General features: G+C 63.6%; 21 protein-coding genes and 1 riboswitch. Of the genes, 8 read left to right on the forward strand and 13 right to left on the reverse strand.

Annotated elements, in window-relative coordinates:
• Positions 1 to 325 precede the first annotated feature (325 nt).
• Positions 326 to 1,192: an EamA family transporter gene (locus tag PG899_RS08585; RefSeq protein ID WP_179101293.1), complete on the reverse strand. Its 867-nt coding sequence runs from the start codon at positions 1,190 to 1,192 to the stop codon at positions 326 to 328.
• Between the two features lie 103 nt (positions 1,193 to 1,295).
• On the opposite strand from PG899_RS08585, the gene PG899_RS08590 reads away from it, so the two are divergent.
• Positions 1,296 to 1,754 (forward strand): Lrp/AsnC family transcriptional regulator, encoded by a 459-nt coding sequence (locus PG899_RS08590; RefSeq protein WP_016352133.1) that lies wholly within the window; start codon positions 1,296 to 1,298, stop codon positions 1,752 to 1,754.
• Between the two features lie 119 nt (positions 1,755 to 1,873).
• Here PG899_RS08590 and PG899_RS08595 read toward each other — a convergent pair whose 3' ends face one another.
• From PG899_RS08595 to treR, 4 genes are all read right to left on the reverse strand, one after another.
• Positions 1,874 to 2,479: a sugar O-acetyltransferase gene (locus PG899_RS08595; protein WP_077095213.1), complete on the reverse strand. Its 606-nt coding sequence runs from the start codon at positions 2,477 to 2,479 to the stop codon at positions 1,874 to 1,876.
• A gap of 3 nt (positions 2,480 to 2,482) precedes the next feature.
• Positions 2,483 to 4,144 (reverse strand): alpha,alpha-phosphotrehalase, encoded by a 1,662-nt coding sequence (gene treC, locus PG899_RS08600; RefSeq protein WP_077095214.1) that lies wholly within the window; start codon positions 4,142 to 4,144, stop codon positions 2,483 to 2,485.
• 68 nt (positions 4,145 to 4,212) lie between these two features.
• Complete coding sequence (gene treB / locus PG899_RS08605; RefSeq protein ID WP_179101294.1) at positions 4,213 to 5,643, reverse strand: PTS trehalose transporter subunit IIBC; 1,431 nt, start codon at positions 5,641 to 5,643, stop codon at positions 4,213 to 4,215.
• A gap of 191 nt (positions 5,644 to 5,834) precedes the next feature.
• Positions 5,835 to 6,782, reverse strand: a complete 948-nt coding sequence (gene treR / locus PG899_RS08610; protein WP_077095216.1) for a trehalose operon repressor TreR — start codon at positions 6,780 to 6,782, stop codon at positions 5,835 to 5,837.
• A gap of 139 nt (positions 6,783 to 6,921) precedes the next feature.
• Between treR and PG899_RS08615 the strand changes: the two genes are divergently transcribed.
• From PG899_RS08615 to ansB, 3 genes are all read left to right on the forward strand, one after another.
• Positions 6,922 to 7,872, forward strand: coding sequence for an AEC family transporter (locus tag PG899_RS08615; protein WP_077095217.1), 951 nt, complete (start codon positions 6,922 to 6,924; stop codon positions 7,870 to 7,872).
• Positions 7,873 to 7,939: 67 nt separating this feature from the next.
• The gene (locus PG899_RS08620; protein WP_024944793.1) at positions 7,940 to 8,134 is read left to right on the forward strand and encodes a heavy-metal-associated domain-containing protein; all 195 of its coding nucleotides are present in this window, start codon (positions 7,940 to 7,942) and stop codon (positions 8,132 to 8,134) included.
• 132 nt (positions 8,135 to 8,266) lie between these two features.
• Positions 8,267 to 9,325: an L-asparaginase 2 gene (ansB, locus tag PG899_RS08625; RefSeq protein WP_011707533.1), complete on the forward strand. Its 1,059-nt coding sequence runs from the start codon at positions 8,267 to 8,269 to the stop codon at positions 9,323 to 9,325.
• Positions 9,326 to 9,415: 90 nt separating this feature from the next.
• Here the strand turns inward: ansB and PG899_RS08630 are convergent, their stop codons facing one another.
• Entirely contained in the window at positions 9,416 to 10,402 is a 987-nt protein-coding gene (locus tag PG899_RS08630) for a sodium:calcium antiporter (protein ID WP_043126998.1), read from the reverse strand.
• Between the two features lie 88 nt (positions 10,403 to 10,490).
• Positions 10,491 to 10,598: riboswitch (yybP-ykoY riboswitch) on the reverse strand.
• 194 nt (positions 10,599 to 10,792) lie between these two features.
• On the opposite strand from PG899_RS08630, the gene PG899_RS08635 reads away from it, so the two are divergent.
• Positions 10,793 to 11,380: a superinfection exclusion B family protein gene (locus PG899_RS08635; protein WP_010635988.1), complete on the forward strand. Its 588-nt coding sequence runs from the start codon at positions 10,793 to 10,795 to the stop codon at positions 11,378 to 11,380.
• Between the two features lie 60 nt (positions 11,381 to 11,440).
• Here the strand turns inward: PG899_RS08635 and PG899_RS08640 are convergent, their stop codons facing one another.
• The 4 genes from PG899_RS08640 to PG899_RS08655 form a co-directional block, all read right to left on the reverse strand.
• Positions 11,441 to 11,899 (reverse strand): methylglyoxal synthase, encoded by a 459-nt coding sequence (locus PG899_RS08640; RefSeq protein WP_010635987.1) that lies wholly within the window; start codon positions 11,897 to 11,899, stop codon positions 11,441 to 11,443.
• A gap of 88 nt (positions 11,900 to 11,987) precedes the next feature.
• Positions 11,988 to 14,093, reverse strand: a complete 2,106-nt coding sequence (locus PG899_RS08645) for a DUF885 domain-containing protein (protein WP_077095219.1) — start codon at positions 14,091 to 14,093, stop codon at positions 11,988 to 11,990.
• A gap of 202 nt (positions 14,094 to 14,295) precedes the next feature.
• A complete protein-coding gene (gene bfr / locus PG899_RS08650) occupies positions 14,296 to 14,775 on the reverse strand; it encodes a bacterioferritin (RefSeq protein WP_011707537.1) in 480 nt (159 codons plus the stop codon).
• A gap of 142 nt (positions 14,776 to 14,917) precedes the next feature.
• Positions 14,918 to 15,124: a bacterioferritin-associated ferredoxin gene (locus PG899_RS08655; protein ID WP_016352142.1), complete on the reverse strand. Its 207-nt coding sequence runs from the start codon at positions 15,122 to 15,124 to the stop codon at positions 14,918 to 14,920.
• A 137-nt stretch (positions 15,125 to 15,261) separates the two neighbouring features.
• On the opposite strand from PG899_RS08655, the gene PG899_RS08660 reads away from it, so the two are divergent.
• Complete coding sequence (locus PG899_RS08660) at positions 15,262 to 15,573, forward strand: HlyU family transcriptional regulator (RefSeq protein WP_077095220.1); 312 nt, start codon at positions 15,262 to 15,264, stop codon at positions 15,571 to 15,573.
• Positions 15,570 to 17,636 carry a tRNA(Met) cytidine acetyltransferase TmcA gene (locus tag PG899_RS08665; RefSeq protein WP_077095221.1) on the forward strand — a complete coding sequence of 689 codons (2,067 nt, stop codon included), beginning with the start codon at positions 15,570 to 15,572 and terminating at the stop codon, positions 17,634 to 17,636. Before PG899_RS08660 ends, PG899_RS08665 begins: the two co-directional genes overlap by 4 nt.
• On the opposite strand, the gene PG899_RS08670 is transcribed toward PG899_RS08665, so the two are convergent.
• Positions 17,623 to 18,342, reverse strand: a complete 720-nt coding sequence (locus PG899_RS08670) for an SDR family NAD(P)-dependent oxidoreductase (protein ID WP_077095222.1) — start codon at positions 18,340 to 18,342, stop codon at positions 17,623 to 17,625. The genes PG899_RS08665 and PG899_RS08670 overlap by 14 nt on opposite strands.
• Before the next feature lie 206 nt (positions 18,343 to 18,548).
• Between PG899_RS08670 and PG899_RS08675 the strand changes: the two genes are divergently transcribed.
• Positions 18,549 to 19,562 carry a chemotaxis protein gene (locus tag PG899_RS08675; protein WP_076361939.1) on the forward strand — a complete coding sequence of 338 codons (1,014 nt, stop codon included), beginning with the start codon at positions 18,549 to 18,551 and terminating at the stop codon, positions 19,560 to 19,562.
• A gap of 60 nt (positions 19,563 to 19,622) precedes the next feature.
• On the opposite strand, the gene PG899_RS08680 is transcribed toward PG899_RS08675, so the two are convergent.
• Both PG899_RS08680 and PG899_RS08685 read right to left on the reverse strand, forming a co-directional pair.
• Entirely contained in the window at positions 19,623 to 20,795 is a 1,173-nt protein-coding gene (locus PG899_RS08680; protein ID WP_029302089.1) for a CD0519/CD1768 family membrane protein, read from the reverse strand.
• 344 nt (positions 20,796 to 21,139) lie between these two features.
• Positions 21,140 to 21,655 (reverse strand): ClbS/DfsB family four-helix bundle protein, encoded by a 516-nt coding sequence (locus PG899_RS08685; RefSeq protein WP_077095224.1) that lies wholly within the window; start codon positions 21,653 to 21,655, stop codon positions 21,140 to 21,142.
• Between the last annotated feature and the right edge of the window lie 39 nt (positions 21,656 to 21,694).

The following is a 21,694-nucleotide window of genomic DNA, read 5'->3' on the forward strand; positions in this document are numbered from 1 at the left end:
ACTACCTGAAGCAACACCGCTTATATACCCGCACACTTGGAATTATTTGAGTCTCTAAAAATGAGGGGATCTCTGAGTCTTTCACCGACATCCGGCACCCTGTTTGAGAGTGCCACAGCCTTGAACGACCAGTTATTTGGCCGCTTGGCGTTCCTGCCTAAGCGTTGAGTGAATATTAAACATCCAGGCCCGCCATTGTTAGCGAGATAAACTGGCCTAGATGTTCAAAAAATCTGAAGTGGCTGTACATCCCGGGTTCAGCGAACGGCAGACCCCCACCGGCGAGGTCATGCGCATAATCCGGCTGTCGTACGGGCCCGGCAGATCACGCCGGCTCGGTGCGCCGGCGCCCGCCTTGCCAGGTGGTGCCCATCGAGGCGACGATGATCGCCGCGATCCCCAGCCACTGGGCCGGGGGCAACTGTTCCCCCAGCAACAGCAACCCCATCAGGGCCCCCATGGCGGGTTCACCGCTGGTCAGAATGCCGTAGCTCTTGAGCGGCAGCCGGCGCAGGGCAAACATCTCGAGGGAGTAAGGGATCGCGCTGGAGAGCAGCCCTACCCCCACGATGGTCAGCACCACGGGCAGGGTGAAGGTCGCCTCGCTCGCACCACCGAGGCCGAAGGGCAGCACCAGCAAAGCCCCCACCCACATGCCCAGCGCCGGCGCCTGCGCCCCCAGCAGGGCACCGGCCCGCTTGCCGGTCAGCATGTAGAGCCCCCAGAACACCCCGGCGCCGAGCGCCAACGCCGCCCCCAGCGGATCGAGGGTCTGTTCGGCCGTCCGCAGCGGCAGCAACAACAGCAGGCCGACGATGGCCAGCGCCAGCCAGAGGAAGTCTGCCCGATGGCGCGAGCCGAGCAGCGCCACCGTCAAGGGGCCAATGAACTCGATGGCCAACGCCACGCCGAGGGGGATCCGCTCGATCGCCAGATAGAAGAGCAGGTTCATTGCTCCCAGCGACAGCCCATAGGGGATGGCCCCCAGCAGAGTGCGTCGATCGAAGGGCATTCGCCAGATGCGAAACACCAGCGAGAGGAGCAGGGCGGCGCATCCCAGTCGGAACAAGGTGGTACCGGCAGCCCCGATCAGGGGAAACAGGGACTTGGCCAGCGAGGCGCCGAGGGTAATCGACAGCATGGCGAGGATGACCGCCAGCAGGGAGGAGAAAGCAGTGGTGTTCGGCGGCATCTTGTTCAAACCTGAGCAGACAATGAGAAGTAAAATATATCTGGCGACGGCCGTAATTTCGGTCTAAAACTGGCCCTATTCGATAATTTTTATCTCTATCCCCATGACCGACAAATTCGATCTGCTCATCCTCGCCGAACTGCAGCAGGATGCCCGCCTGCCGATCCCCGAGCTCGCCCACCGGGTCGGCCTCTCGGCGCCGGCCTGTTACCGCCGCGTGCGGGCGCTGCGGGAGGCGGAACTCATCGAACGGGAGGTGGCGCTGGTGGCACCGGCCACCATGGGCTGGCCCATCACCATGCTGGTGCTCGTGACGCTGGAGCGGGATCACGGCCGCATCGTCGATGAGATGATCGCCAGCCTGCAAGGGGAACCGGAGGTCATGGACCTCTGGTACGTCACGGGGGAGCAGGACTTCGTGCTGCAGGTCGCCGCACGGGACATGCAGAGCTACGACCTGTTTACCCGGCGGGTGCTGCATGCCAGGGAGCAGGTGCGCAGCTTCAAGACCCTGGTGGTCATGAAGCAGCACAAACGCTGCGGAGCCTTGCTGCCTGCCTGAGGTGAGAACGCACTGCCCGGTCGAGCCGGTACGCCCCTGGGAAGAAATCAGATGAAGGATGGCGCCTTTGAGCGCGGTGCCAGATATCAACCGGGGCGGGATTGCCCGCCCCGGCTGGGTCAGACCGCTGCCAGCTCCTCCGCCGTCATCGGCCGCAACACCTTGCAGGGGTTGCCGGCCGCCACCACACCTGCCGGCACATCCTTGGTCACCACCGAGCCCGCGCCGATGACGCTGTTGTCCCCTATGGTGACGCCGGGGCAGATGACTGCGCTGCCGCCAATCCAGACGTTGTGGCCGATGCGCACCGGCTTGCCGAACTCCACCCCCTTGATGCGCGGCGCCACCGCCACCGGATGAGCGGCGGTGTAGATCTGCACTCCGGGCGCCAGCAGCACGTTGTCGCCGATGTGCACCTCGCACACGTCGAGGATGGTGCAGCCCACATTGGCGTAGAAGTTCTCCCCCACGAAGATGTTGGCACCATAGTCGCAAAAGAACGGCGGGTTGATGGCGCACGCTTGGCCACGGCCGCCCAGCAGTTCATGGAGCAGGGCATCCCGCACCGGTTTCTCCTGCCAGCTGGTGTTGAAGGTGTGATAGAGCTTGCGGCAGCGCTCGCGCGCCGCTTTCAGCTCAGGGTCGCCCGCATCATAAGGCGCCCCCGCCACCATCTTCTGCCACTCGGCGCCGCGCACTACCGCCTTCGTCATCACCTCGCTCATCGCCTACTCCACCAGCCAGATCAGGGATTCATAAGGGCGCAGCATACAGGACTGCGGCCGGGCCGGGCTATCGGGGTAGTTGCCCAGCAGCAGGCGCCCCTTGCCGGTGGCCAGTTCGTCCGGCAGGGCGAAGGTGGCCGGCTCGCCGTAGAAGTTGCTCACCACCAGCAATGTCTGGCCGTTGGCGCGGCGGGCATAGGCCCAGATCTGCGGGTGCCCTGCCAGCAGCTCCTGATAATCCCCCTGGGTAAAGATGGGGTGTGCCTTGCGCAGGCGGATCAGATCTCGGTAGTGCCAGAACACCGAGTGCTGGTCTGCCAGCGCCGCCTCGGCGTTGATAAGCGGGTAGTTGGCGGCGGGCTTGAGCCAGGGCGTTCCGCTGGTGAAACCGGCGTTGGCCGCGGCGCTCCACTGCATCGGGGTGCGCGAGTTGTCGCGGGACTTGGCGCCGAGAATGGCCAGGATCTCGGCCTCGCTCATCCCTTCGGCCTGCTTGATGGCGAAGATGTTGCGGCTCTCCACATCTTGGTAGTCATCGATGCGCTGATAGCCGGGGTTGGTCATGCCGATCTCCTCCCCCTGATAGATGTAGGGGGTGCCCTGCAAACCGTGCAGCGTGCTGGCCAGCATCTTGGCGGCCACGACCCTATGCTCGCCCTCGTCACCGAAGCGGGAGACGATGCGCGGCTGATCGTGGTTGCACCAGAACAGCGCCGACCACCCCTTGCCGTGCATGCCGCTCTGCCAGTGGTTGAAGATGCGCTTGAGCTCGAGGAAATCGAACGGCGCCTTGGTCCACTTGTCGCCATTGGGGTAATCCACCTTGAGGTGGTGGAAGTTGAACACCATGGAGAGCTCGGAGCCATCCAGCGCGCCGTAGCGCTGGCAGTGCTCCAGCGAAGTAGAGGACATCTCCCCCACCGTCATGGCACCGACCGGAGCAAAGACGTCGCGGCTCACGTCCTGCAAAAATTCGTGGATACGCGGCCCGTCGGTGTAGAAGCGGCGGCCATCGCCAATCTCGTCGTTCGGGAACGCCTGATCCTTGGAGATGAGGTTGATGACGTCGAGCCGGAACCCGTCCACCCCCTTGTTCGCCCAGAAGTGGATGATGTTTTTGACCTCGGCGCGCACCGCCGGGTTCTCCCAGTTGAGATCCGCCTGCTCGCGGGCAAACAGGTGCAGGTAGTACTGACCGGTGGCTGAGTCCAGCTCCCAGGCGCTGCCGCCAAACTTGGATTGCCAGTTGTTGGGCACGCCGCCGTCCACCGGATCGCGCCAGATGTAGTAGTCGCGGTAGGGACTGTTTTTATCCCCCAGCGCCGACTTGAACCAGGCGTGCTCGGTGGAGGTGTGGTTCACTACGATATCCATCACGATGCGGATGTCACGCGCGTGGGCGGCAGCCAGCAGCGCCTCGAAGTCGGCCATGGTGCCGTAGGCGGAGTCGATGGCAAGGTAGTCGGCGATGTCGTAGCCGTTGTCCACCTGCGGGGAGACGTACACCGGAGTCAGCCAGAGGGCATCGACGCCGAGGGTCTTGAGATAGTCGAGGCGGGCCATGATCCCCTTGAGATCGCCGGTGCCACGGGCAGCGGAATCCTGAAAGCTCTTGGGGTAAATCTGGTAAATCACGGCGCTCTGCCACCAGGGTGTTTGGCTCATGGGTCTTGCTCTTGTCTCGAATGAAAAAGGGAGAGGGCGACCCCTGCGGGTCGCCCTGATGCGTGGAATCAGGCGCTGGCCTGGGCCAGCTTGCCGGCCGCCTGCTGGCGCTTGTAGACCAGCAGAGTCAGCACCACAGGCACTACGATGGCCACCAGCATGGCGAGGGAATAAATGGCCCAGTATTGCGGCTGGATGGAGAGGATGCCCGGCAGGCCCCCTACCCCGATGCCGTTGGCCATCACCCCGGCGAAACCGCAGATGAGGGCGGCAAGGCTGGAGCCCACCATGGCGCACAGCATGGGGAACTTGTACTTGAGGTTGATGCCGTACATGGCCGGCTCGGTCACCCCCAGGTAGGCGGAGATGGCGGCAGGCACCGAGATCTCCCGTTCGTTCTCCTTGCGGCTGATCAGAATGATGCCGACGACCGCAGACGCCTGGGCAATGTTGGAGAGGGCGATCAGCGGCCAGATCGGGGTGCCACCCATGCTCTGCATCAGCTGCAGATCCACCGCGTTGGTGGTGTGATGGATGCCGGTGATGACCAGCGGCGCGTAGAGGAAGCCGAACAGGGCGGCACCGATGGGGGCAAACGAACCTGTCATGGCCGCTTTGGCAGCGAAACCGACGCCGTCACCCAACCAGCGACCGAACGGGCCGATAAAGGCGTGAGCCACGATCACCGCCAGCAGCAGGGAGATGAAGGGTACGATCACCAGATAGAGATAGGCCGGAATGATGCGCTTGAGGTTGGTCTCCACCCAGGCTAGGAATACCCCCGCCAGCAGGGCCGGAATGACCTGGGCCTGATAACCCACCTTCTGGATCACGAACAGGCCGAAATCCCACACCTCGGGGGTCTGCTGACCGATGCCGTAGGCGTTCATCAGTTGCGGGGAGACCAGGGTGATACCGAGCACGATGCCCAGAATCTCGGAGCCGCCCATCTTCTTCACCGCAGACCAGCAGACGCCCACCGGCAGGAAGTGGAAGATCGCCTCGCCCAGCAACCAGAGGAAGGCGTGCACCTGAGCCCAGAACTGGCTGATCTCGGTGAGGGAATGAGTGCCATCGTCGAACATCTTGATGTCGCCGATGACGTTGCGAAAGCCCAGGATCAGACCGCCAGTGATGATGGCGGGCAGCAGCGGCACGAAGATCTCAGCCAGATGGGAGATGCCCCGCTCCAGCGGATTCATGTTCTGGCGCGCCGCCTGCTTGGCGGCCTCCTTGCTGCCACCGCTGACGCCGATCTCTTCGGTCAGCGCCTTGTACCAATGCTCTACCTCGTTGCCGATGACTACCTGGAACTGGCCACCCTGGGTGAAGCTTCCCTTCACCGCCGGGATGGTTTCGATGGCCTTGCTGTCGGCCTTGGCAGGATCGTTCAGGACGAAGCGCAGCCGGGTCAGGCAGTGACTGACGGTGGCGATGTTCTCCTTGCCACCGATCTTGTCGATGAGCGTGGCCAGGTGTTGTGCGTTGATCTTGGACATGAGTCTTCCCTCTGTGACTCCATTGATATTGGTCTGCGTCGCCCTTTTGGGCCAGTCAGTGGGCCCGAGCGTTTTTGGTATCGTTCCCATTTAGCATGCCGACAATCTGGCCAGATCAAAATGGGAACGTTCCCATTTCGTGGCCGAGCTCACAAAAAGCACAGTTTTTGTGCAGGACTAGGTGATGGCAATCACAGAGGGTGGCTGGGGGCTATGGTCGCCAGCGGAGGCAGATCCTGCTCGATCTGGCCGAGCAGCTGACGGGCCGCCTGCTCGCCCGCCCCCTTGTAGCCCAGATCCAGGCTGAGGGCGTTGGGGAAGAGAAAGCTGAGCATGGGGTTGTTGCCAAGACCGGTCACCAGCACCTCGCTGCGCCCCTGCTCCTGCAGGTATTTCGCCGCGCCGATGGCGAGGGTGTCGCTGGCGCAGACCAGGGCGCCGGTAGTCGGGGTGAGCAGCTCCCCCGCCAGCCGGTAGCCGCTCTGCAGGCTGAGATCGCCGAGGGCGCTGCGCGCCGCCAGCCCCTGTTCGGCACAGTAGCCGAGGTAGGCGTCGAGCCGGCGCTGGCCGGTGGTGAGGTCGCTGGTATCCACCCCCAGGTAGGCGATGTCGTGAATGCCGCGGGCGGCGAGTTGCTCCAGCATGGTGTGCACCGCACCGGCGTCGTCAAAACAGACCGAGGAGAAGCCGGGATGATCGCGGGCGACCAGCACCAGCTTATCCCTGAGCGGCGCCATGGCGGCATAGTCCAGGTCGTTGAAGGCGAACAAAATGATGCCATCCACCCCCCGCCGCTCCAGCACCGCCAGATGCTCCTGCACCTTGGCGGGCGAGAACTTGCTCTCCATCAGCACGGCGTCGTAACCGCGCTGGTAGAGGGTCTCCAGCATGCCGCGCACCGCCTGGTTTTCCGAGCTGGAGTCGAGCCGCGAGACGATGATCCCCACCACCTGCTGGCTCTGGCTGCGCATGGCTCGCGCCGACTTGCTCGGCACGAAGCCGTGTTCGGCGATGATCTGCTCCACCCGGTCACGGGTCGCCTGCTTCACCTTGGGATCCTGATTGAGCACCCGGGAGACGGTCGACTTGCCGACACCACTGAGTCGGGCGATATCGAGGATGGTCAGTTTTTTGTCCATGAAGTGGCTCACAGGGGCTCGGCGGTGGAATTGCCCACATTGTTGTGATTAACCCCTGTGAATACAAGCCCATGGCGTTAGAATGCCCCTTTGGCCCCGGCGAACGCCGTGCCATTCGCCATCGCACAGGACGCGTATTATGGATCTGTTGGCAAGTCTGCACTTCTCCCTCTCCATCACGGGCCCCATCTGCGTGGTGCTGCTGCTCGGCATCTGGCTCAAGCAGCTGGGTCTGTTGCCCGACAGCTTTGTCGAGTCCGCCTCCCGCCTGGTGTTCCAGGTCACCCTGCCCGCCCTCTTGTTCCTCAGCATGGTGCGCACCGACTTTTCCACCATGCCGAGCCCCTGGCTCATCCTCTACGGCCTGCTCGGTACCCTCACCGGCTTTCTGGTGCTGGAGCTGTTGGCGGCCCGCTTCATCCCCGAGCGACGCCAGCGCGGCATCTTCGTGCAGGGCAGCTTTCGCGGCAACATGGGGATCATGGGGCTGGCCTATGTACAGAACGCCTATGGCGCCGAGGGGATCGGCGCCGCCGCCCTGCTGGTGGGCTCGGTCACCGTGCTCTACAACGTGCTCGCGGTGATCACCCTGACCCGCAGCCTGGGGGGCAGCAAGGGGATCAAGCCGATCCTCAAGGGGATCGCCAAAAATCCGCTGATCATCGCCATTCTGTCCGCCCTGCCCTTCGGCCTGCTCGGCATCGAGCTGCCCCAGCTGGTGATCACCACCGGCAACTACTTCGCCAACATGACCCTGCCGCTGGCCCTGCTCTGCACCGGCGCCAGCCTCAACCTCAAGGCCCTGCGCGGGGGCGCCCTGCTGACCGGCTGGGCCACCGCCAACCGGCTGTTCTGTATCCCGGTGCTGCTGGTGATGGGGGCCTGGGCACTGGGCTTCAGCCCGCAGGCGCTCGGCATCCTGTTTCTCATCAGCTCCACCCCCACCGCCGCCGCCAGCTATGTGATGACCCGCGCCATGGGGGGCGACAGCGTGCTGGCAGCCAACATCATCGCCACCACCACGCTGGGTTCTCTGGTCAGCACCAGTCTGGGCGCCGCCCTGATGAACTACCTGGGACTGATGGGCTAGCCAGCAGCTTGACCTTGCCGCGGGCGGCAGCTTTACGCTGACTGCTTATCAACAGAGGAGCTATCCCATGACCATCGAACTCACCGTCTCCGGCATGTCCTGCGGTGGCTGCGCCGCCAGCCTGCAAAAAGCCCTGCTGGCCCAGCCTGCCGTCAGCAGCGCCAGCGTCGACTTTGCCAGCAGCAAGGCCGTCATCGAGAGCGAACTGAGCAAGGCCGAGCTGATCGCCCTGATCGAAGCCAAGGGCTTCTCGGCGAGTTAAATTATCTCCATATAGGTATAAAACAGGTTAAAATTCTGTACCCAGCTGTTTTTTGGTGAGAGTCATCACAAACCCCGGCAACAGAAAGCGCAAACTTGCTGCAATTTTTCTCACCTCAGAAGGATTTGCTGCATGACTCTCCCGATCCGCAAGACCCTGCTCGCCGCCGTCCTCGGCCTGACCCTCTCCCCGATGGCCATGGCCCTGCCCAACGTCCATATCCTGGCCACCGGCGGTACCATTGCCGGGGCGGGACAGTCCGCCACCCAGTCCAACTACGAGGCCGGCAAGGTGGCCATCGAGACGCTGATCGCCGCCGTGCCCGAGATGAAGAACGTGGCCGACGTGCAGGGTGAGCAGGTGGTCAAAATAGGCTCCCAGGACATGAACGACGAGGTGTGGCTCAAGCTGGCCAAGCGGGTCAACGAGCTGCTGGCCAAGGATGACGTGGACGGCATCGTCATCACCCACGGCACCGACACCATGGAAGAGACCGCCTACTTCCTCAATCTGACCGTCAAGAGCGACAAGCCGGTGGTGCTGGTCGGCGCCATGCGCCCCTCCACCGCCATGAGCGCCGACGGTCCGATGAACCTCTACAACGCCGTGGTGACCGCCTCTGACCCGGCCTCCAAGGGGCGTGGCGTCATGGTGGCGATGAACGACACCGTGCTCGATGCCCGCGACGTCACCAAGACCAACACCACCGGGGTGCAGACCTTCGCCTCCCCCAACTTCGGCCCGCTCGGCTACATCCACAACGGCAAGATCGACTATCAGCGCAGCCCGGCTCGTCTGCACACCAGCAAGACCCCGTTTGACGTGAGCAAGCTCGACAAGCTGCCGCAGGTCGGCATCGTCTACAGCTACGCCAACGCCACCGATCTGCCGGCCAAGGCGATGGTGGATGCCAAGTTCGACGGCATCGTCAGCGCCGGGGTGGGCAACGGCAACCTCTACCACACCCTGTTCGACACCCTGGCCAAGGCGAGCAAGGACGGTATCCGGGTAGTGCGCTCCGCCCGTGTACCGACCGGTTCCACCACCCTGGATGCCGAGATCGATGACGCCAAGTACGGCTTCGTCGCCGCCGAGACCCTCAACCCGCAGAAGGCGCGGATCCTGTTGATGCTCTCGCTCACCCAGAGCAAGGATCCGGCCCAGATCCAGCGCTGGTTCCAGCAGTTCTGAGCTCATTGCCGGCATCGGCCGGCATGGGATGATGACAACAACAAGGGCGGGACAAGGTCCCGCCCTTTTGCATCTGGTGTGGCTGGTGCCTCAGTTCGCCATCAGCCAGCCGCAGAAGCCAAGATAGATCAGCCCCACCCAGGCGAGCCTGCCCGCCGTCATCCGCTCCCGACTGAACCCCCACCACAACAGCACGACCGCCAGCAGCGTCACCAGCGAGGAGACCATCATGGTGCTGTCCAGCAGCCAGGGGGTGAACAACAGGCAGAACGCCTTGGGAATAGTGCCCTGGATCATCATGGCCCCCGAGATATTGGCCAGCGCCAGCCGGTGCTTGCCCTGCCGCACCCAGATCAGCACGTTCATCAGCTCGGGCATCTCGGTCGCCACCGGGCTCAGCAACAGGGCCGCCAGCACCGGCGAAAGGCCGAACAGCTCGCCCATGCTCTCCAGCTGGTGAACGAACAGCTGGGCCGCCAGCGCCACCACCACCAGCGCCACCAGGGTTTGCAGCAGCACCTTGCCGAGCGCCGGGATCTCGGCGCCCGGATCCAGCTTGAGGGGCTCTGGCAACTCGACCTCGTGGCTGTCGGTCTGTTTCAGCTCGCGCCGCACATAGACCAGATACACCAGCACGAACAGCGGGGCCAGCCAGGTTTTACCGGTGAAGGCCACCATGCCGAGGGCCACCGCCACCAGGAAGATGCCGACGAACCAGGCCTGATCGCGGCCTATCTCGCGCTGCACCTCGCCATCGATGGCCCTGTGCTCGCGGCTCATGCACAGCAGCAGGGTCACGCCGACGGCGGCATAACCAATGGTGGAGAGTACCAGCGGGCCGCCGAGGGCGGCACCTATCCCGATCTGCTGCTGAGCGGGGGCATTCCCCATCAGCAATGCGGTCAGGGTGACGATGCATTCCGGCAAAGCAGTGCCGAGGGCCGCCAGCAGGGAGCCAGTGGCGCTCTGGGAGAACTTGAAGTGGTGGCCGGTCCATTCGATGCCGTTGACGAAATATTCGCAGGCCAGATAGATGGTGACGGCAGAGAGCAGAAATAACAGCAGGGTGATCAGCATGATGAGTAACCGCCAGGCGAGCAGAACAACCAATGGACCCGATACGGCTCGCCCGGCTGGCTTGCATATCGAGGCCAAAGGTCTTGCAGAGCGATGGATATCATCGCCGCCCATGCCATGGATCTGAGGATCCAAGAATGTTGACATGAGCCCTGCCCGGATCACGGGCGGGTTGCTACTCCCCTATGACAGTGCGGGCTTTTTACCAAGTTGAGCGCCGCCTCACAAGGCAAACTAATGATCATTCGCTCAACAAGTTGTAAGGGAATGTAACCGTCCCACCACCGGCTTTGCCGTCCGGATCCACTCCCCTGTCGCTGAACGCTTCGCCTTGGCACACCGTTTGCTATGAGATGACTACTGTCCACACTGATTTGGGAAGGGTGAACGATGAAACGGTGGATCCAACATTTCTATCAACTGAACCGCCTCAACTGGCTGATGGTCTGGCTGCTGCTCTGCTGCAGCATCATCCTGCTGTTTCCGGCCGGTTTGATGAAGGGGGCCGTCAGCCAGTGGGCCGCCACACATGCCGCCTGGCTCGGCGTCGGCATGCTGATCGCCATCTCCTACTTCTGCAGTCAGGGCTTCCTGATCGCCTGGGAGTGGGCCTGCGACGAGTGGCAATCCCGCCGCCAACAGGATCAGCTGGCCCAGATGATCTCCTTTCTCGACTTCAACGAGAAGGCAGTGCTGCGCGAGTTCGTGCTGCAGCGCAAAAGCGTCATAAACTTGCCGATCACCGAGCCCGCCGTCAAAAACCTGATGGATGCCGGCGTACTGACCTATGCCTATGGCAAACCGGTGCGCGAGAAAGAGGACGAGAACCAGATCCGCGCCCTGATGATCGCCCTGCCGGCCCGGCCGCTGCTCACCTACAAGGTATTGGGGCTGTCGCGCGGCAAGATGAGCGACGAGCAGGTAGAGCAGATCATGAATGCCAGACCCAAGTTCGCGCAAAAAAGCTTCCAGCGCTGATCTTCGTTCCCGCCAATAAAAAGAGCCGGCCCCTTGGCCGGCTCTGTCGTTTCTGCCCCGTTACTGGGTTCTGGCCTTGAGATAACCGGCGTAGTCCGGGATCTGCACGCTGAACGCCTGGCGCATGTGGGGGCTGTCCATGATGAAATCGGCGGTCGCCTCGTTGGTGGCGACCGGGATGTTCCAGACTGCCGCGAGGCGCAGCAAGGCCTTCACGTCCGGATCGTGGGGCACCGCATTGAGGGGATCCCAGAAGAAGATCAGCACGTCGATCTTGCCCTCGGCGATCAGGGCGCCGAGCTGCTGGTCGCCCCCCATGGGGCCGGAGAAGAGACAGGTGATGGGCAGTTGTGCCTGCTTGCCGAGCATGGTGCCGGTGGTGCCGGTGGCATAGAGGTGGTGGAGCTTGAGCTCCTCCTTGCGCCGCATCACCCAGTTCAGCAGAGGGGTCTTCATGTTGTCGTGAGCCACCAGCGCCACTCGCTTGTGGGCCGCCATCTCACGGGCGATCTGTTCCATGGACATCATCCGTAGCAGTGTTGTTTGAATAGAGCCGTATCCTAATCGAAAGCGGCGCCCGTTGCCTTGCCGGGCGCCGTAACTGTGATCACTTCGACTGTTCAATCCACTGCTTGTTCTTCTGCTCCAGCACCGAGATGGGCAGCATGCCGTATTCCAGCACATGGTGGTGGAACGCCTTGAGGTCAAAGCCTCCGCCCAGCGCCTGCTCGGCCGACTCCCGCATCCGGATCAGCGCCAGCTGGCCCGCCTTGTAGGAGGTCGCCTGGCCGGTGTAGGCCATGTAGCGCGGCACTTCGGAGCTGATGTCCCCCGCCCCCAGCGCCGAGTTCTCCTTCATGTAGTTGACGGCCTGGTCGTGGCTCCAGCCATACCAGTGGATGCCGGTATCCACCACCAGCCGCATGGCCCTCAGCATCTCCTCGTTGAGGCGGCCGAAGTACTGCAGCTGGTTGTTGAAGGCGGACGATCCCTCGACCTTCACGTCCCCCACCGCTGGATCATAGAGACCGCGCCCCTGATAGAGCCCCATGTCGTGATCCGCCAGGTATTCGGTGTAGAGCGCCCAGCCCTCCGCATAGGCGGTGTAGGAGGCGTTCGCCACGTACTGCGGGAAGTCGGGATCCTTGGCGGCCAGCTCCTGGGCGATGGTGATCTGGAAGTGGTGGCCCGGCGCCGCCTCGTGGGCCAGCAGGGTGCTGATGTTCCAGCTCTGCAGACCATAGGGGTAGTAGGTGTTGAGGAAGAACTGCCCCTTGCGACCGGTCTGCGGGTTGCCGTCCTGATACCAGGCGACCCCGCCGTATGGCGCATCCGCATAGGAGACGGGCACCACCTCGTAATCCAGCTTGGGAATGGTGCGCTCGACATCGAAGAAGTCCGGCAGCACCAGTGCCGCCTTGCTCTTGAAGGCGTTGTACTCCTGCAGTGCCCGCTCGTGTTCGGCCAGCGCCTGCTGCTGCGGCCCGCTCAGGGTCGCCCCGGCTGCATTGTCCGGGTTGAGGCCGGCGGACCAGACCGCCAGCGGGTTCTGATAGAAGAAGGCCGGCTCGTTCAGATAGCGGAAGAAGACGTAGATCTGGCCGCTCTGCTTGCTCTGGGCCACATCGTCGCTGTCACACTTGCCGACGGTATGGCACACCTTGACCATGGCGCCGAAGATCCGCTCCACCTCGCTCAGCCCCAGCGCATGCACCTGCTCCGGCGTCATGTCGGTGGTGGTGTGCTTCTTCAGCAGCCAGCGATACCAGTCGCGCCCGTTGGTCATGCCGCAGAAACCGTCGTCGCACTCGCCGCTGCCAAGGCGCACCGCATAGGCGCCACCGTGCTGGTAATCCAGGTAGTCGCGCAGCGCCAGATAGCGGCCGTTGATGCTGTCCAGCACCCCCTTGTACTCGCTGCGCAGCGCCTCGTCCGCCTCTCCCGGCAGTTGCTGCCAGCCGAGATAGGCGCCGGCGATCGCCTCCCCATCCAGCTTGCTGTTGAGCTGGGCCAGCAGCCGGTCCACCAGCTCGTCCGGCAGGGTGTTGCCCTGGGCGCTGCCCAGTTCGAACTGGTGCTTCACCTCGGCAAGGTAGCCGTCATAGGCCTTGAGCCAGGTGAGGTGCTCCTGATACCAGGCCAGTGGCGCGGTGGCGGCCCTCGCCTTGCTCGCTGGCACCGGTGCCGCGGCCGGGCGATCGATGTCGCGCCGCCAGGCTGCATCCCCCGGTGCGACCCGCTCGGCCGAGCTCTGCTCGAAGTAGTCGAAGCCACCCTCGACGGTGCGGGCGGCCCTGCCACTGGCCGGAGCGGCGCCCACCTCATCGGCCAGATCCACCACCCGGTTGCGGAAGTGATGGATCGGGATCTGGGACTGGGGCAGATCGTAACCCGCCAGGTTGATCTGCAGATCCCAGCGGATCATGTCATAGAACAACCGGTCCCGTTCGCTCAGCACGCTCGAGTCCAGGGCATCCAGCCGTTTGAGCAGGGAACTATCGAGGGCCTTGCGCTTGGCGATACTGGCGGCATCGATGGCAAAACCGTAGGGGTCGAGCGCCTGGCCTTCGCGCAGGGCCTCGTCCATGGTCTGCATCAGAGAGGCCTTGGTGGCGGCGGGATCCGCCGGGGCGTTGGAGCGGTTGTCATTGCAGGCAGCGAGCGAGAGTGCGATGGCGCAAGCCAGCGCCAGCTTGTTGGGCAAGAAGTGCATGGTGTAGTCCTTTAACCGTTGTTATTGTTTGTCCCCAATAAGGGGTTCCAATAGTGCATCTCTCCCGCGTACTTTTTTGCGACCTGATTAACAAAAATAAGCTTACTTTTCATGATGATAAGCCTCATGAAAAGCTATGCAGCCAGACATTAAAAAACCCGCCGCAGCGGGTTTTTTAATCGTTTTTTCATGCCATAACTATTCAGGATCCGCCGTGATGCAGCTGGGACTGCTGATAGTTCTCCAGTCCGATGCGATCGATGAGATCGAGCTGGGTCTCCAGCCAGTCCACGTGCTCCTCCTCGTCTTCCAGGATCTCCTGGAACAGGTCGCGGCTGATGTAATCCTGCACCGACTCGGCGTAAGCGATGGCGACCTTCAGATCCGGGATGGCATCCATCTCCAGCGACAGGTCGCAGCGCAGCATCTCCTCCACCGTCTCGCCGATGCGCAGCTTGCCCAGATCCTGCAAGTTGGGCAGCCCTTCCAGAAACAGCACCCGCTTGACCAGCTCGTCGGCGTGTTTCATCTCATCGATGGACTCGTGATACTCCTTGTGACCGAGCGCCTTGAGGCCCCAGTCATCATAGATGCGGGCATGCAGAAAATATTGGTTGATGGCTATCAGCTCATTGGCCAGCACCTTGTTGAGGTGGGCAATGATCTTGGGATCTCCTTTCATCGACAGTGCTCCTTGGTTCGTGCCTGAGGCTGAGATCCTTAGAGCTTAGTCCAGAAAAGTGACAACAAGAGGTCCGGCGAGCCAGCTCGCCTGCGGGAAGGGATTGAAAAGACGGGCCGGTTTTGCCGGCGACAGGCCCTGCTCAGGCCACCTCGTAGTAGAGCGGCGCCTGTTCCAGCTCTGCCTTGTCGAGTTCGGCGGCAATGATCTCCATGGTCATGCGCACGCATTTGCCGCACTGGGCACCCACTTCGAGCGACTGCTTGAGCTGGCGAAACTCGGTCTTGCCTGCCTGTACCGCCTTGCGGATCTGGGAATCTGTGATGCCGCGGCACAAACAGACGTACATAGTGTTTACCTCATGCTGGATTGCCATGAAATCTAAATGAGAATGGTTCGTAGTGCAAATAACGATTGGTAATAAGATCCCCCGCTTGCCAGCCATCAACCCCTTGGTGACAATGCCCTGTCACTGAGGGAAACATCATGCTCAAGAAACTGTTCACTGCCCTGTTTGGCGGCCAGCCCGCTGCAGCCACCGAAGTCACCCCCACCGAATACGCCGGCTACCTCATCTATCCCGAGCCCATGGCCGAAGGGGGCCAGTATCGGCTGGCAGGCCGCATCACCAAGGAGCTGGACGGCGTGCTGCAGACCCATCGCTTCATCCGCTCCGATCTGTTTGCCAATCCCGCCGACGCGGAGCGCTTCATGGTGCAGAAGGCACACATCTTCATCGACCAGATGGGGGATCGCATGTTCGAGCCCCGCAAACCGGCCGACAGCACCGCCTCATGATGTCGGCTGCGCTCGACGAGTTGCGCCAGGCGCTGGCCCGCACCGGTGAACGGCGGCTGATCTGGCTGGAAGGTGATGAGGCCGATTGCATCGCCCGAGCCGAGGCGCTGCTGAGCGGTGCCAGCTACTGGCTGGGGGACGGCCCGAGCGAACACCACCCGCAACCGGCGGCCAAGGCGTTGCAGCGGCTCGGTCAGGAGTGCGACACGCTTGTGTTTAATACTTTCAGCGGTTTTCACCCCGACGCATTCGGGGCGCTGGCGGGCACCTTGCGGGCAGGCGGTCTGCTGCTGTTGCTGACTCCGCCGCGGGCCGAATGGCCAGCCTGGCCGGATCCAGACCGGGTGCGGCTGGTGGCCCAACCGGAAGACATGGTGCTGGCGGGTCACGGCTTTCTCGCTAGGCTGGTGCGGCTGCTGGCGGGTGACCCTGCCCTCGATCTGACGCCCCCTGCCGCGACAACCCCGTGGCAGCCGGTTGGTCCAGCGCGGCCGCTGAGCTGTGATCAGGCGCGCGCCCTGCCCGCCATCCACAAGGTGTTGCACGGTCACCGCCGCCGCCCGCTGGTGTTGAGCGCGGATCGGGGCCGCGGCAAGAGCAGCCTGCTGGGGCTGGCCGCCGCCGAGCTGCTGCGCCAGCAACCCGATCTGCAGATCGTGGTGACGGCGCCCTCCCAGGCCACGGTCGCCACCCTGTTTACCCACGCTACCAATACCCTTGAAGACGCGCCACAGCTGCTGGCAGGGCTCAGCTACTGCTCGCCCGATCGGCTGGTGCACGAACCGCTGCAACCCGACTTGTTGTTGGTGGACGAAGCGGCCGCCATTCCGACCCCGCTGCTGGAAGCCATGCTGGCCCGGCACGGCCGCATCGTCTTCGCCACCACAGAGCACGGCTACGAGGGCACCGGGCGCGGTTTTCACCTGCGCTTCAAGCGGGTGCTCGATCGCGAAACGCCCGGCTGGCAGGAGATCCACCTGGCCGAGCCGATCCGCTGGAGCAGCCGGGATCCGCTGGAGCCGCTGGTGTTCCGGCTGCTCGGCCTCAATGCCGAGGTCGAGACACCGCCAGCGCCCACCCAGCCTGGCTGGCGCCGGCTCGAGCAGGATGCACTGGCGGCCGACGAGGGGCTGCTGCATCGGGTGTTCGGCCTGCTGGTGCTGGCCCACTACCAGACCACACCGAGCGATCTGCGCTACCTGCTGGAAAGCCCGGCCCTCGACATACACCTGCTGGAGCAGGGCCCACATCTGCTCGGGGTGGCGCTGGTGGCCCGGGAAGGAGAGATAGCAGACGAGCTGGCCGAGGCGATCTGGGCCGGGCGGCGGCGCCCGCGCGGCCATCTGCTGCCCCAGTCGCTGCTGGCGCACGCCGGCTTCAAAACCGCAGGTGCGCGCAGCTACGCCCGGGTGATGCGCATCGCCATCCACCCGACTCTCCATCGCCACGGGCTGGGGTCGCTCCTGCTGGCCCACCTCGAACAGCATTATCAGGCGGCAGGGCTCGACTATCTGGGCTCCGCCTTCTCGGCCAGCGCCGACTTGTTGCCCTTCTGGCGCAAGGCCGGGCTCAGGGTGCTGCGCATCGGCCTGCAGCGAGATGCCGCCAGCGGCAGTCACGCCGCCCTGCTGCTCAAGGCGCTGCAACCAAGCTGCACCGCCGAGCTGGCCCACTGGCACCGGCGCTTCGTGCGCCAGCTGCCCACCCTGCTGGCGGGCGAGCTGAAAACCCTTGAATCCGAGCTGGTGTGGCAGTGCCTGCAGGATGGTGAGGCCAGCTCGAGCGGGCTCGATGAGTTTGATCAGGATGAGCTGGCCTGCTTTACCCACCACCACAAACCGTTCGAGCTGTGCCAGCCCAGCCTGCAGCGCTGGCTGGCGGGCAACCTGACAACACTGGCGCAGCTTGACCCCGCCGAACGGCAACTGCTGATCGCCACCATCTGGCAATATGCCGACTGGGGAGTGCTGGCGGCCAGGCTGCAACTGGCAGGCAAGCCGGCGGTCATCAAGGCGCTGCGCAGCCTGCTGGCCCGGCTGCTGCCGCCCGCTACCACTCGATAGGCTCGCCTCGCCAGTCGAGATAGCTCAGCTCGCCATCCGGCGTCAGCCGCGCCATCAGCGTCACCAGATGCGCGGCAGCCTGTTGCGGGCTGTACAGGCTGCCGGCGGCCAGGTTGCCGTGAAACGGGCGCGAGAGCTGGGTATCCACCGTGCCCGGGTGGAACGCCAGCAACTTGACGCCGGGCGCCCGTCTGGCGAGCTCGATGGCAGCACACTTTAGCAGCATGTTGAGGGCCGCCTTGGCGGCGCGATAGCCATACCAGCCCCCGGTGCGGTTGTCGCCGATGCTGCCGACCCGGGCGCTGAGCACCGCCAGGGTACAGGGGCTCGACCCCAGCAGGGGCAGCAGCCGGCTGATCCAGCGCAGCGGCAGCAGGGCGTTGGTCTGGTAGAGCTGGGTCATGGCCTCGAGGTTGAGCGCTTCGAGCCGCTTCTCCGGCCGGATGCTTCCCTGCTGCAGCAGGCCGTTGCAGATCACCAGCCAGCGCGGCCTCGGCGCCAGCTCGCCGATGCGGGCCACCACCTCTGCCAGCTGTTCATCACTGTAATCGCAGCGTAGCCAGTGCAGCCTGCTGCTGTTGAGCCCCACCGGTTGCGGCTGGCGACTGACGGCGATGACGGGCGCGGCGCCCGCCGCCAGCCAGTGCTCGACCAGGGCGCTTCCCAGCCCCCCACCGGCGCCGATCACCACGACACTCTCTTCCATGACGAGCCCCCTTGTGGCGAGTGTGATGGCCTTCTCCATAGCCCCGCGCTTTTCCTGATAGGCTGATACGCGCCTTCCAGCCTGCGGGATCAAGCGGTTATGGAGGCGATCTTGTGTGGATCCCGCCGTCAGCGGCGGATCCATTCCTATACTGAGGGAAAACCGCAGCGGGTGCTGCCAGCGCAACCAGAAGCACGAGAGTGACCATGATGTCCAAAGACGGGGAAGAGCGTAAATCCATCCTGACCGAGAGCGGCACCAACGAGCTCGAGATCATCGAATTCCACCTCAAGAAGCAGCTGCCCGATGGCCGCGAGAAAATAGCCTATTACGGCATCAACGTCGCCAAGGTGCGCGAGGTGATCCGGGTGCCGGAAACCACCGACTACCCCAATGCCCAGCGCCACATGGTGGGGGTCTTCTCCCTGCGCGAGCGGCTGATCCCGCTGGTGGATCTGGCCGGCTGGCTCGGCATCCGCACCAACCCGGACAACAGCAACAAGGTGGTCATCGTCACCGACTTCAACAAGATGGCAAACGGCTTCCTCATCGACAGCGTCAGCAGGATCCACCGGGTCTCCTGGGAGGATGTGGAGTCCCCCAGCCAGTTCCTGGAGGCGGGCGAGAATGACTGCGTGGTGGCAGTGGTCAGGCGCGATGGCAACCTCATCATGATCCTCGACTTCGAGAAGATCATCGCCGACATCAACCCAGAGCTCAGCATGGAGAAGTACGATGTGACCCAGGATCGCAAGGTCATCATCGACGATCGCATGATGGCCATGCGCCAGGCCAAAACCATTTTGGTGGTGGACGACTCCGCCTTCATCCGCAAGATGATCGAGACCACTCTGCGCACCGCGGGCTACAACGTGGTGACCGCCAAGGACGGGGGCGACGGGCTGGAAATGCTGATGGAGTTCGATCGCCTGTCGCAGGAGGAGAAGATCCCGGTGGCCGAGTTTGTCAGCGGCATCATCACCGACGTGGAGATGCCCCGCATGGACGGCATGCACCTGCTCAAGCGGCTGCGCGATACCCCCGCCTTCAAGGCCACCCCCATCGTCATGTTCTCGTCGCTGATGAGCGATGACAACCGCCACAAGGCGCTGCAGCTGGGCGCCAACGACACCATCACCAAACCGGAGCTGGGCCGCATGGTCGGCATGATGGACAACTTCCTGCTCGGCATCCCCATTCCCAAACCGGGCAACCTGTGAAGCCGCCGGACGGCCACGCAAGCAAAAGGGCGCCGAGGCGCCCTTTTGCTGCTTGATGACTCAGCCCAGCCAGAGATAGAGCTGATGAGCCGCCACCCCGGCGCACAGGCCGCCGATGGTGTGGGCCACGATAGCGCGAGAGGTGAGATGGCGATAGCCGAGCGCATCCAGCATGGCGGTGTGGGTGCTCAAGAAGCCACTCCAGCACATGCCCATGGCGGTGAACACCGCTACCTCGTTGCCGGTGATCCAGCCCTTGCCGATGAAGGGAGGTACCAGCGACATGGCGGCCCCGACCGCCCCCAGCGAGGTGACCGGGAAGGCCACCAGCTCGGCGTGGGTGAAGCCGAACAGCAGCTCGAACAGCCAGCCCACCTTGGCCGCCAGCACCGGCAGCAGCGCTACCCCCTGGAAAGCCTCACCGCTGTAGCCCTGCTCGCCCGGACCGAAGGTCAGCAGCATCACGAAGGTGCTGATGATGAGCACCCCGGGGATCACCGCCATCCCCAGCTCCACCCCGGACTTGCCACCGTCCAGCAGGGCGTTGAGCACCCGCAGCCAGGTCGGGGCGGCTTCCTGGCTCAGACCCGGTTTGGCCCCCACGCTCGCCACCTCGTCGGTGATCGGGGTCTCCCCCACCAGAGGGCGGATCATCCGCTGCATCAGCCGGGTCGACACCACGGAACCGATGAGAGCGCCGAGCAGGCCGATCAGCGCCGCGCTGGCGGTGGACTCGCCGCCCGGCAGTTGCAGGGTGGCCATGAAGGTCACCACGATCAGCCCCATGCCGAAGGCGGTGCCGAAGTTGGTGAGCGACACCAGCTGCCAGGGAGTGAAGCCCTTGCGAAAGCGGCTGTCCTTGGCGAGGCTGATCACCGCCGGGTTGTCGGAGAAGAAGGTCATCAGGGCCGCCAATGCGGTGCGCCCCGGCAGCCGGAACACCGGCTTCATCAGCGGCGCCAGCAGCACCTCCAGCAGGCGGATCACCCCGAACTCGCTGAGCAGCTGGCTGAGCGCACCAGACAGCACGGTAATGCCCATGATGAAGAGCACGGTGTTGAGCAACAGCTGATGAGCGGTGTTGAACAGGGTGTTGACCAGGGCGGAGAGGCCCATCTGGCTGCCGAGGTAGCCAAACAGGCTGCCGAGGATAACCAGCACCAATACCGGCTCCAGCCAGCGGCGAAGGGAGGCCGCCCCCTGGTGAGAATCTTTAACTGCTTGATTTTCCATACCAATCCTGAAATCTGTCGCTGTGTGGTGAGTATTGTTGTTATGGCACCCATAAAGCAGGAGCCCTTGTCTTGCGACAAGGGCTCCTTGAATGACTCTTCCTGCCGGCCGCGAACCCGTGCCATACGGATTGACGCTTCGCCGCGCTAGCGGCTGAACCAGGGAGGAAACACGGGTGGCCGGACGATCCTGTCCAGTCTGCCCGTCTCGCGTCAGCGCGCCGGCCCACGGCCAGCCCGGCGACGAAACGGGGCGGCAGTATAACAACTGGGGCCAGTCAGCGAAACAAGGGTAGGAGGCCTGCGCCTTGCCACCCCCTCGCCTGTGCTGGCCGCCGACGAGCTCTACGGCTTCACGCCTTCGCTCTTCAACCACTTGCGCAGCCGGCCGTTGGCATTGTGATAGGGCGAGGCGGTATTGAACTGGATCATCCGCCCCAGCGGCCAGCGTTCATACCAAGGGTGGCCGTACAGCTCATCGTCGCTGCGCTGCCCGATCAGCTCGACGATGCGGGCCCTGGCCGCCACCAGCCGGGTCAGCAGCTGCGGGTAGGTCAGCCCCTCATAATCCCGATAGAATTTGTGCGCCAGCCCGCCCAGCTCGTTCCATTTAAAACCGGTCTCGGGAAAATCCACCGGCAGACCCGCCGCATCCCGCTCGATCCACTTGATCACCAGCTCATTCCAACCGATAAGGTAGGCCACCAGATTGGCCACGCTCATGCGGGAACCCTTGCTGTGTCCCTCCATCACCGGCTCTTGTGTCAGGCTCTCGGGGACGGCCTGCAAGGCCTTGAGCAACTTGCCGAAGTTCGTCTCGATGGCGAGCAGCAGCTCGGCCTTGTCAGCAGGGATCCCCATCACTTTTCTCCTGAATGCCCGCCACCCGACAAGCGGCGG

Origin of the sequence: Aeromonas sp. QDB39, assembly GCF_027707585.1 — a bacterium.
GTDB classification, from domain to species: domain Bacteria; phylum Pseudomonadota; class Gammaproteobacteria; order Enterobacterales; family Aeromonadaceae; genus Aeromonas; species Aeromonas hydrophila.

Bases quoted from the DNA above. Each gene is read 5' to 3' on its own strand.
- PG899_RS08585 (WP_179101293.1), bottom strand. From the start codon at position 1,192: ATGCCGCCGAACACCACTGCTTTCTCCTCCCTGCTGGCGGTCATCCTC.
- PG899_RS08590 (WP_016352133.1), top strand. From the start codon at position 1,296: ATGACCGACAAATTCGATCTGCTCATCCTCGCCGAACTGCAGCAGGAT.
- PG899_RS08595 (WP_077095213.1), bottom strand. From the start codon at position 2,479: ATGAGCGAGGTGATGACGAAGGCGGTAGTGCGCGGCGCCGAGTGGCAG.
- treC (WP_077095214.1), bottom strand. From the start codon at position 4,144: ATGAGCCAAACACCCTGGTGGCAGAGCGCCGTGATTTACCAGATTTAC.
- treB (WP_179101294.1), bottom strand. From the start codon at position 5,643: ATGTCCAAGATCAACGCACAACACCTGGCCACGCTCATCGACAAGATC.
- treR (WP_077095216.1), bottom strand. From the start codon at position 6,782: ATGGACAAAAAACTGACCATCCTCGATATCGCCCGACTCAGTGGTGTC.
- PG899_RS08615 (WP_077095217.1), top strand. From the start codon at position 6,922: ATGGATCTGTTGGCAAGTCTGCACTTCTCCCTCTCCATCACGGGCCCC.
- PG899_RS08620 (WP_024944793.1), top strand. From the start codon at position 7,940: ATGACCATCGAACTCACCGTCTCCGGCATGTCCTGCGGTGGCTGCGCC.
- ansB (WP_011707533.1), top strand. From the start codon at position 8,267: ATGACTCTCCCGATCCGCAAGACCCTGCTCGCCGCCGTCCTCGGCCTG.
- PG899_RS08630 (WP_043126998.1), bottom strand. From the start codon at position 10,402: ATGCTGATCACCCTGCTGTTATTTCTGCTCTCTGCCGTCACCATCTAT.
- PG899_RS08635 (WP_010635988.1), top strand. From the start codon at position 10,793: ATGAAACGGTGGATCCAACATTTCTATCAACTGAACCGCCTCAACTGG.
- PG899_RS08640 (WP_010635987.1), bottom strand. From the start codon at position 11,899: ATGGAACAGATCGCCCGTGAGATGGCGGCCCACAAGCGAGTGGCGCTG.
- PG899_RS08645 (WP_077095219.1), bottom strand. From the start codon at position 14,093: ATGCACTTCTTGCCCAACAAGCTGGCGCTGGCTTGCGCCATCGCACTC.
- bfr (WP_011707537.1), bottom strand. From the start codon at position 14,775: ATGAAAGGAGATCCCAAGATCATTGCCCACCTCAACAAGGTGCTGGCC.
- PG899_RS08655 (WP_016352142.1), bottom strand. From the start codon at position 15,124: ATGTACGTCTGTTTGTGCCGCGGCATCACAGATTCCCAGATCCGCAAG.
- PG899_RS08660 (WP_077095220.1), top strand. From the start codon at position 15,262: ATGCTCAAGAAACTGTTCACTGCCCTGTTTGGCGGCCAGCCCGCTGCA.
- PG899_RS08665 (WP_077095221.1), top strand. From the start codon at position 15,570: ATGATGTCGGCTGCGCTCGACGAGTTGCGCCAGGCGCTGGCCCGCACC.
- PG899_RS08670 (WP_077095222.1), bottom strand. From the start codon at position 18,342: ATGGAAGAGAGTGTCGTGGTGATCGGCGCCGGTGGGGGGCTGGGAAGC.
- PG899_RS08675 (WP_076361939.1), top strand. From the start codon at position 18,549: ATGATGTCCAAAGACGGGGAAGAGCGTAAATCCATCCTGACCGAGAGC.
- PG899_RS08680 (WP_029302089.1), bottom strand. From the start codon at position 20,795: ATGGAAAATCAAGCAGTTAAAGATTCTCACCAGGGGGCGGCCTCCCTT.
- PG899_RS08685 (WP_077095224.1), bottom strand. From the start codon at position 21,655: ATGGGGATCCCTGCTGACAAGGCCGAGCTGCTGCTCGCCATCGAGACG.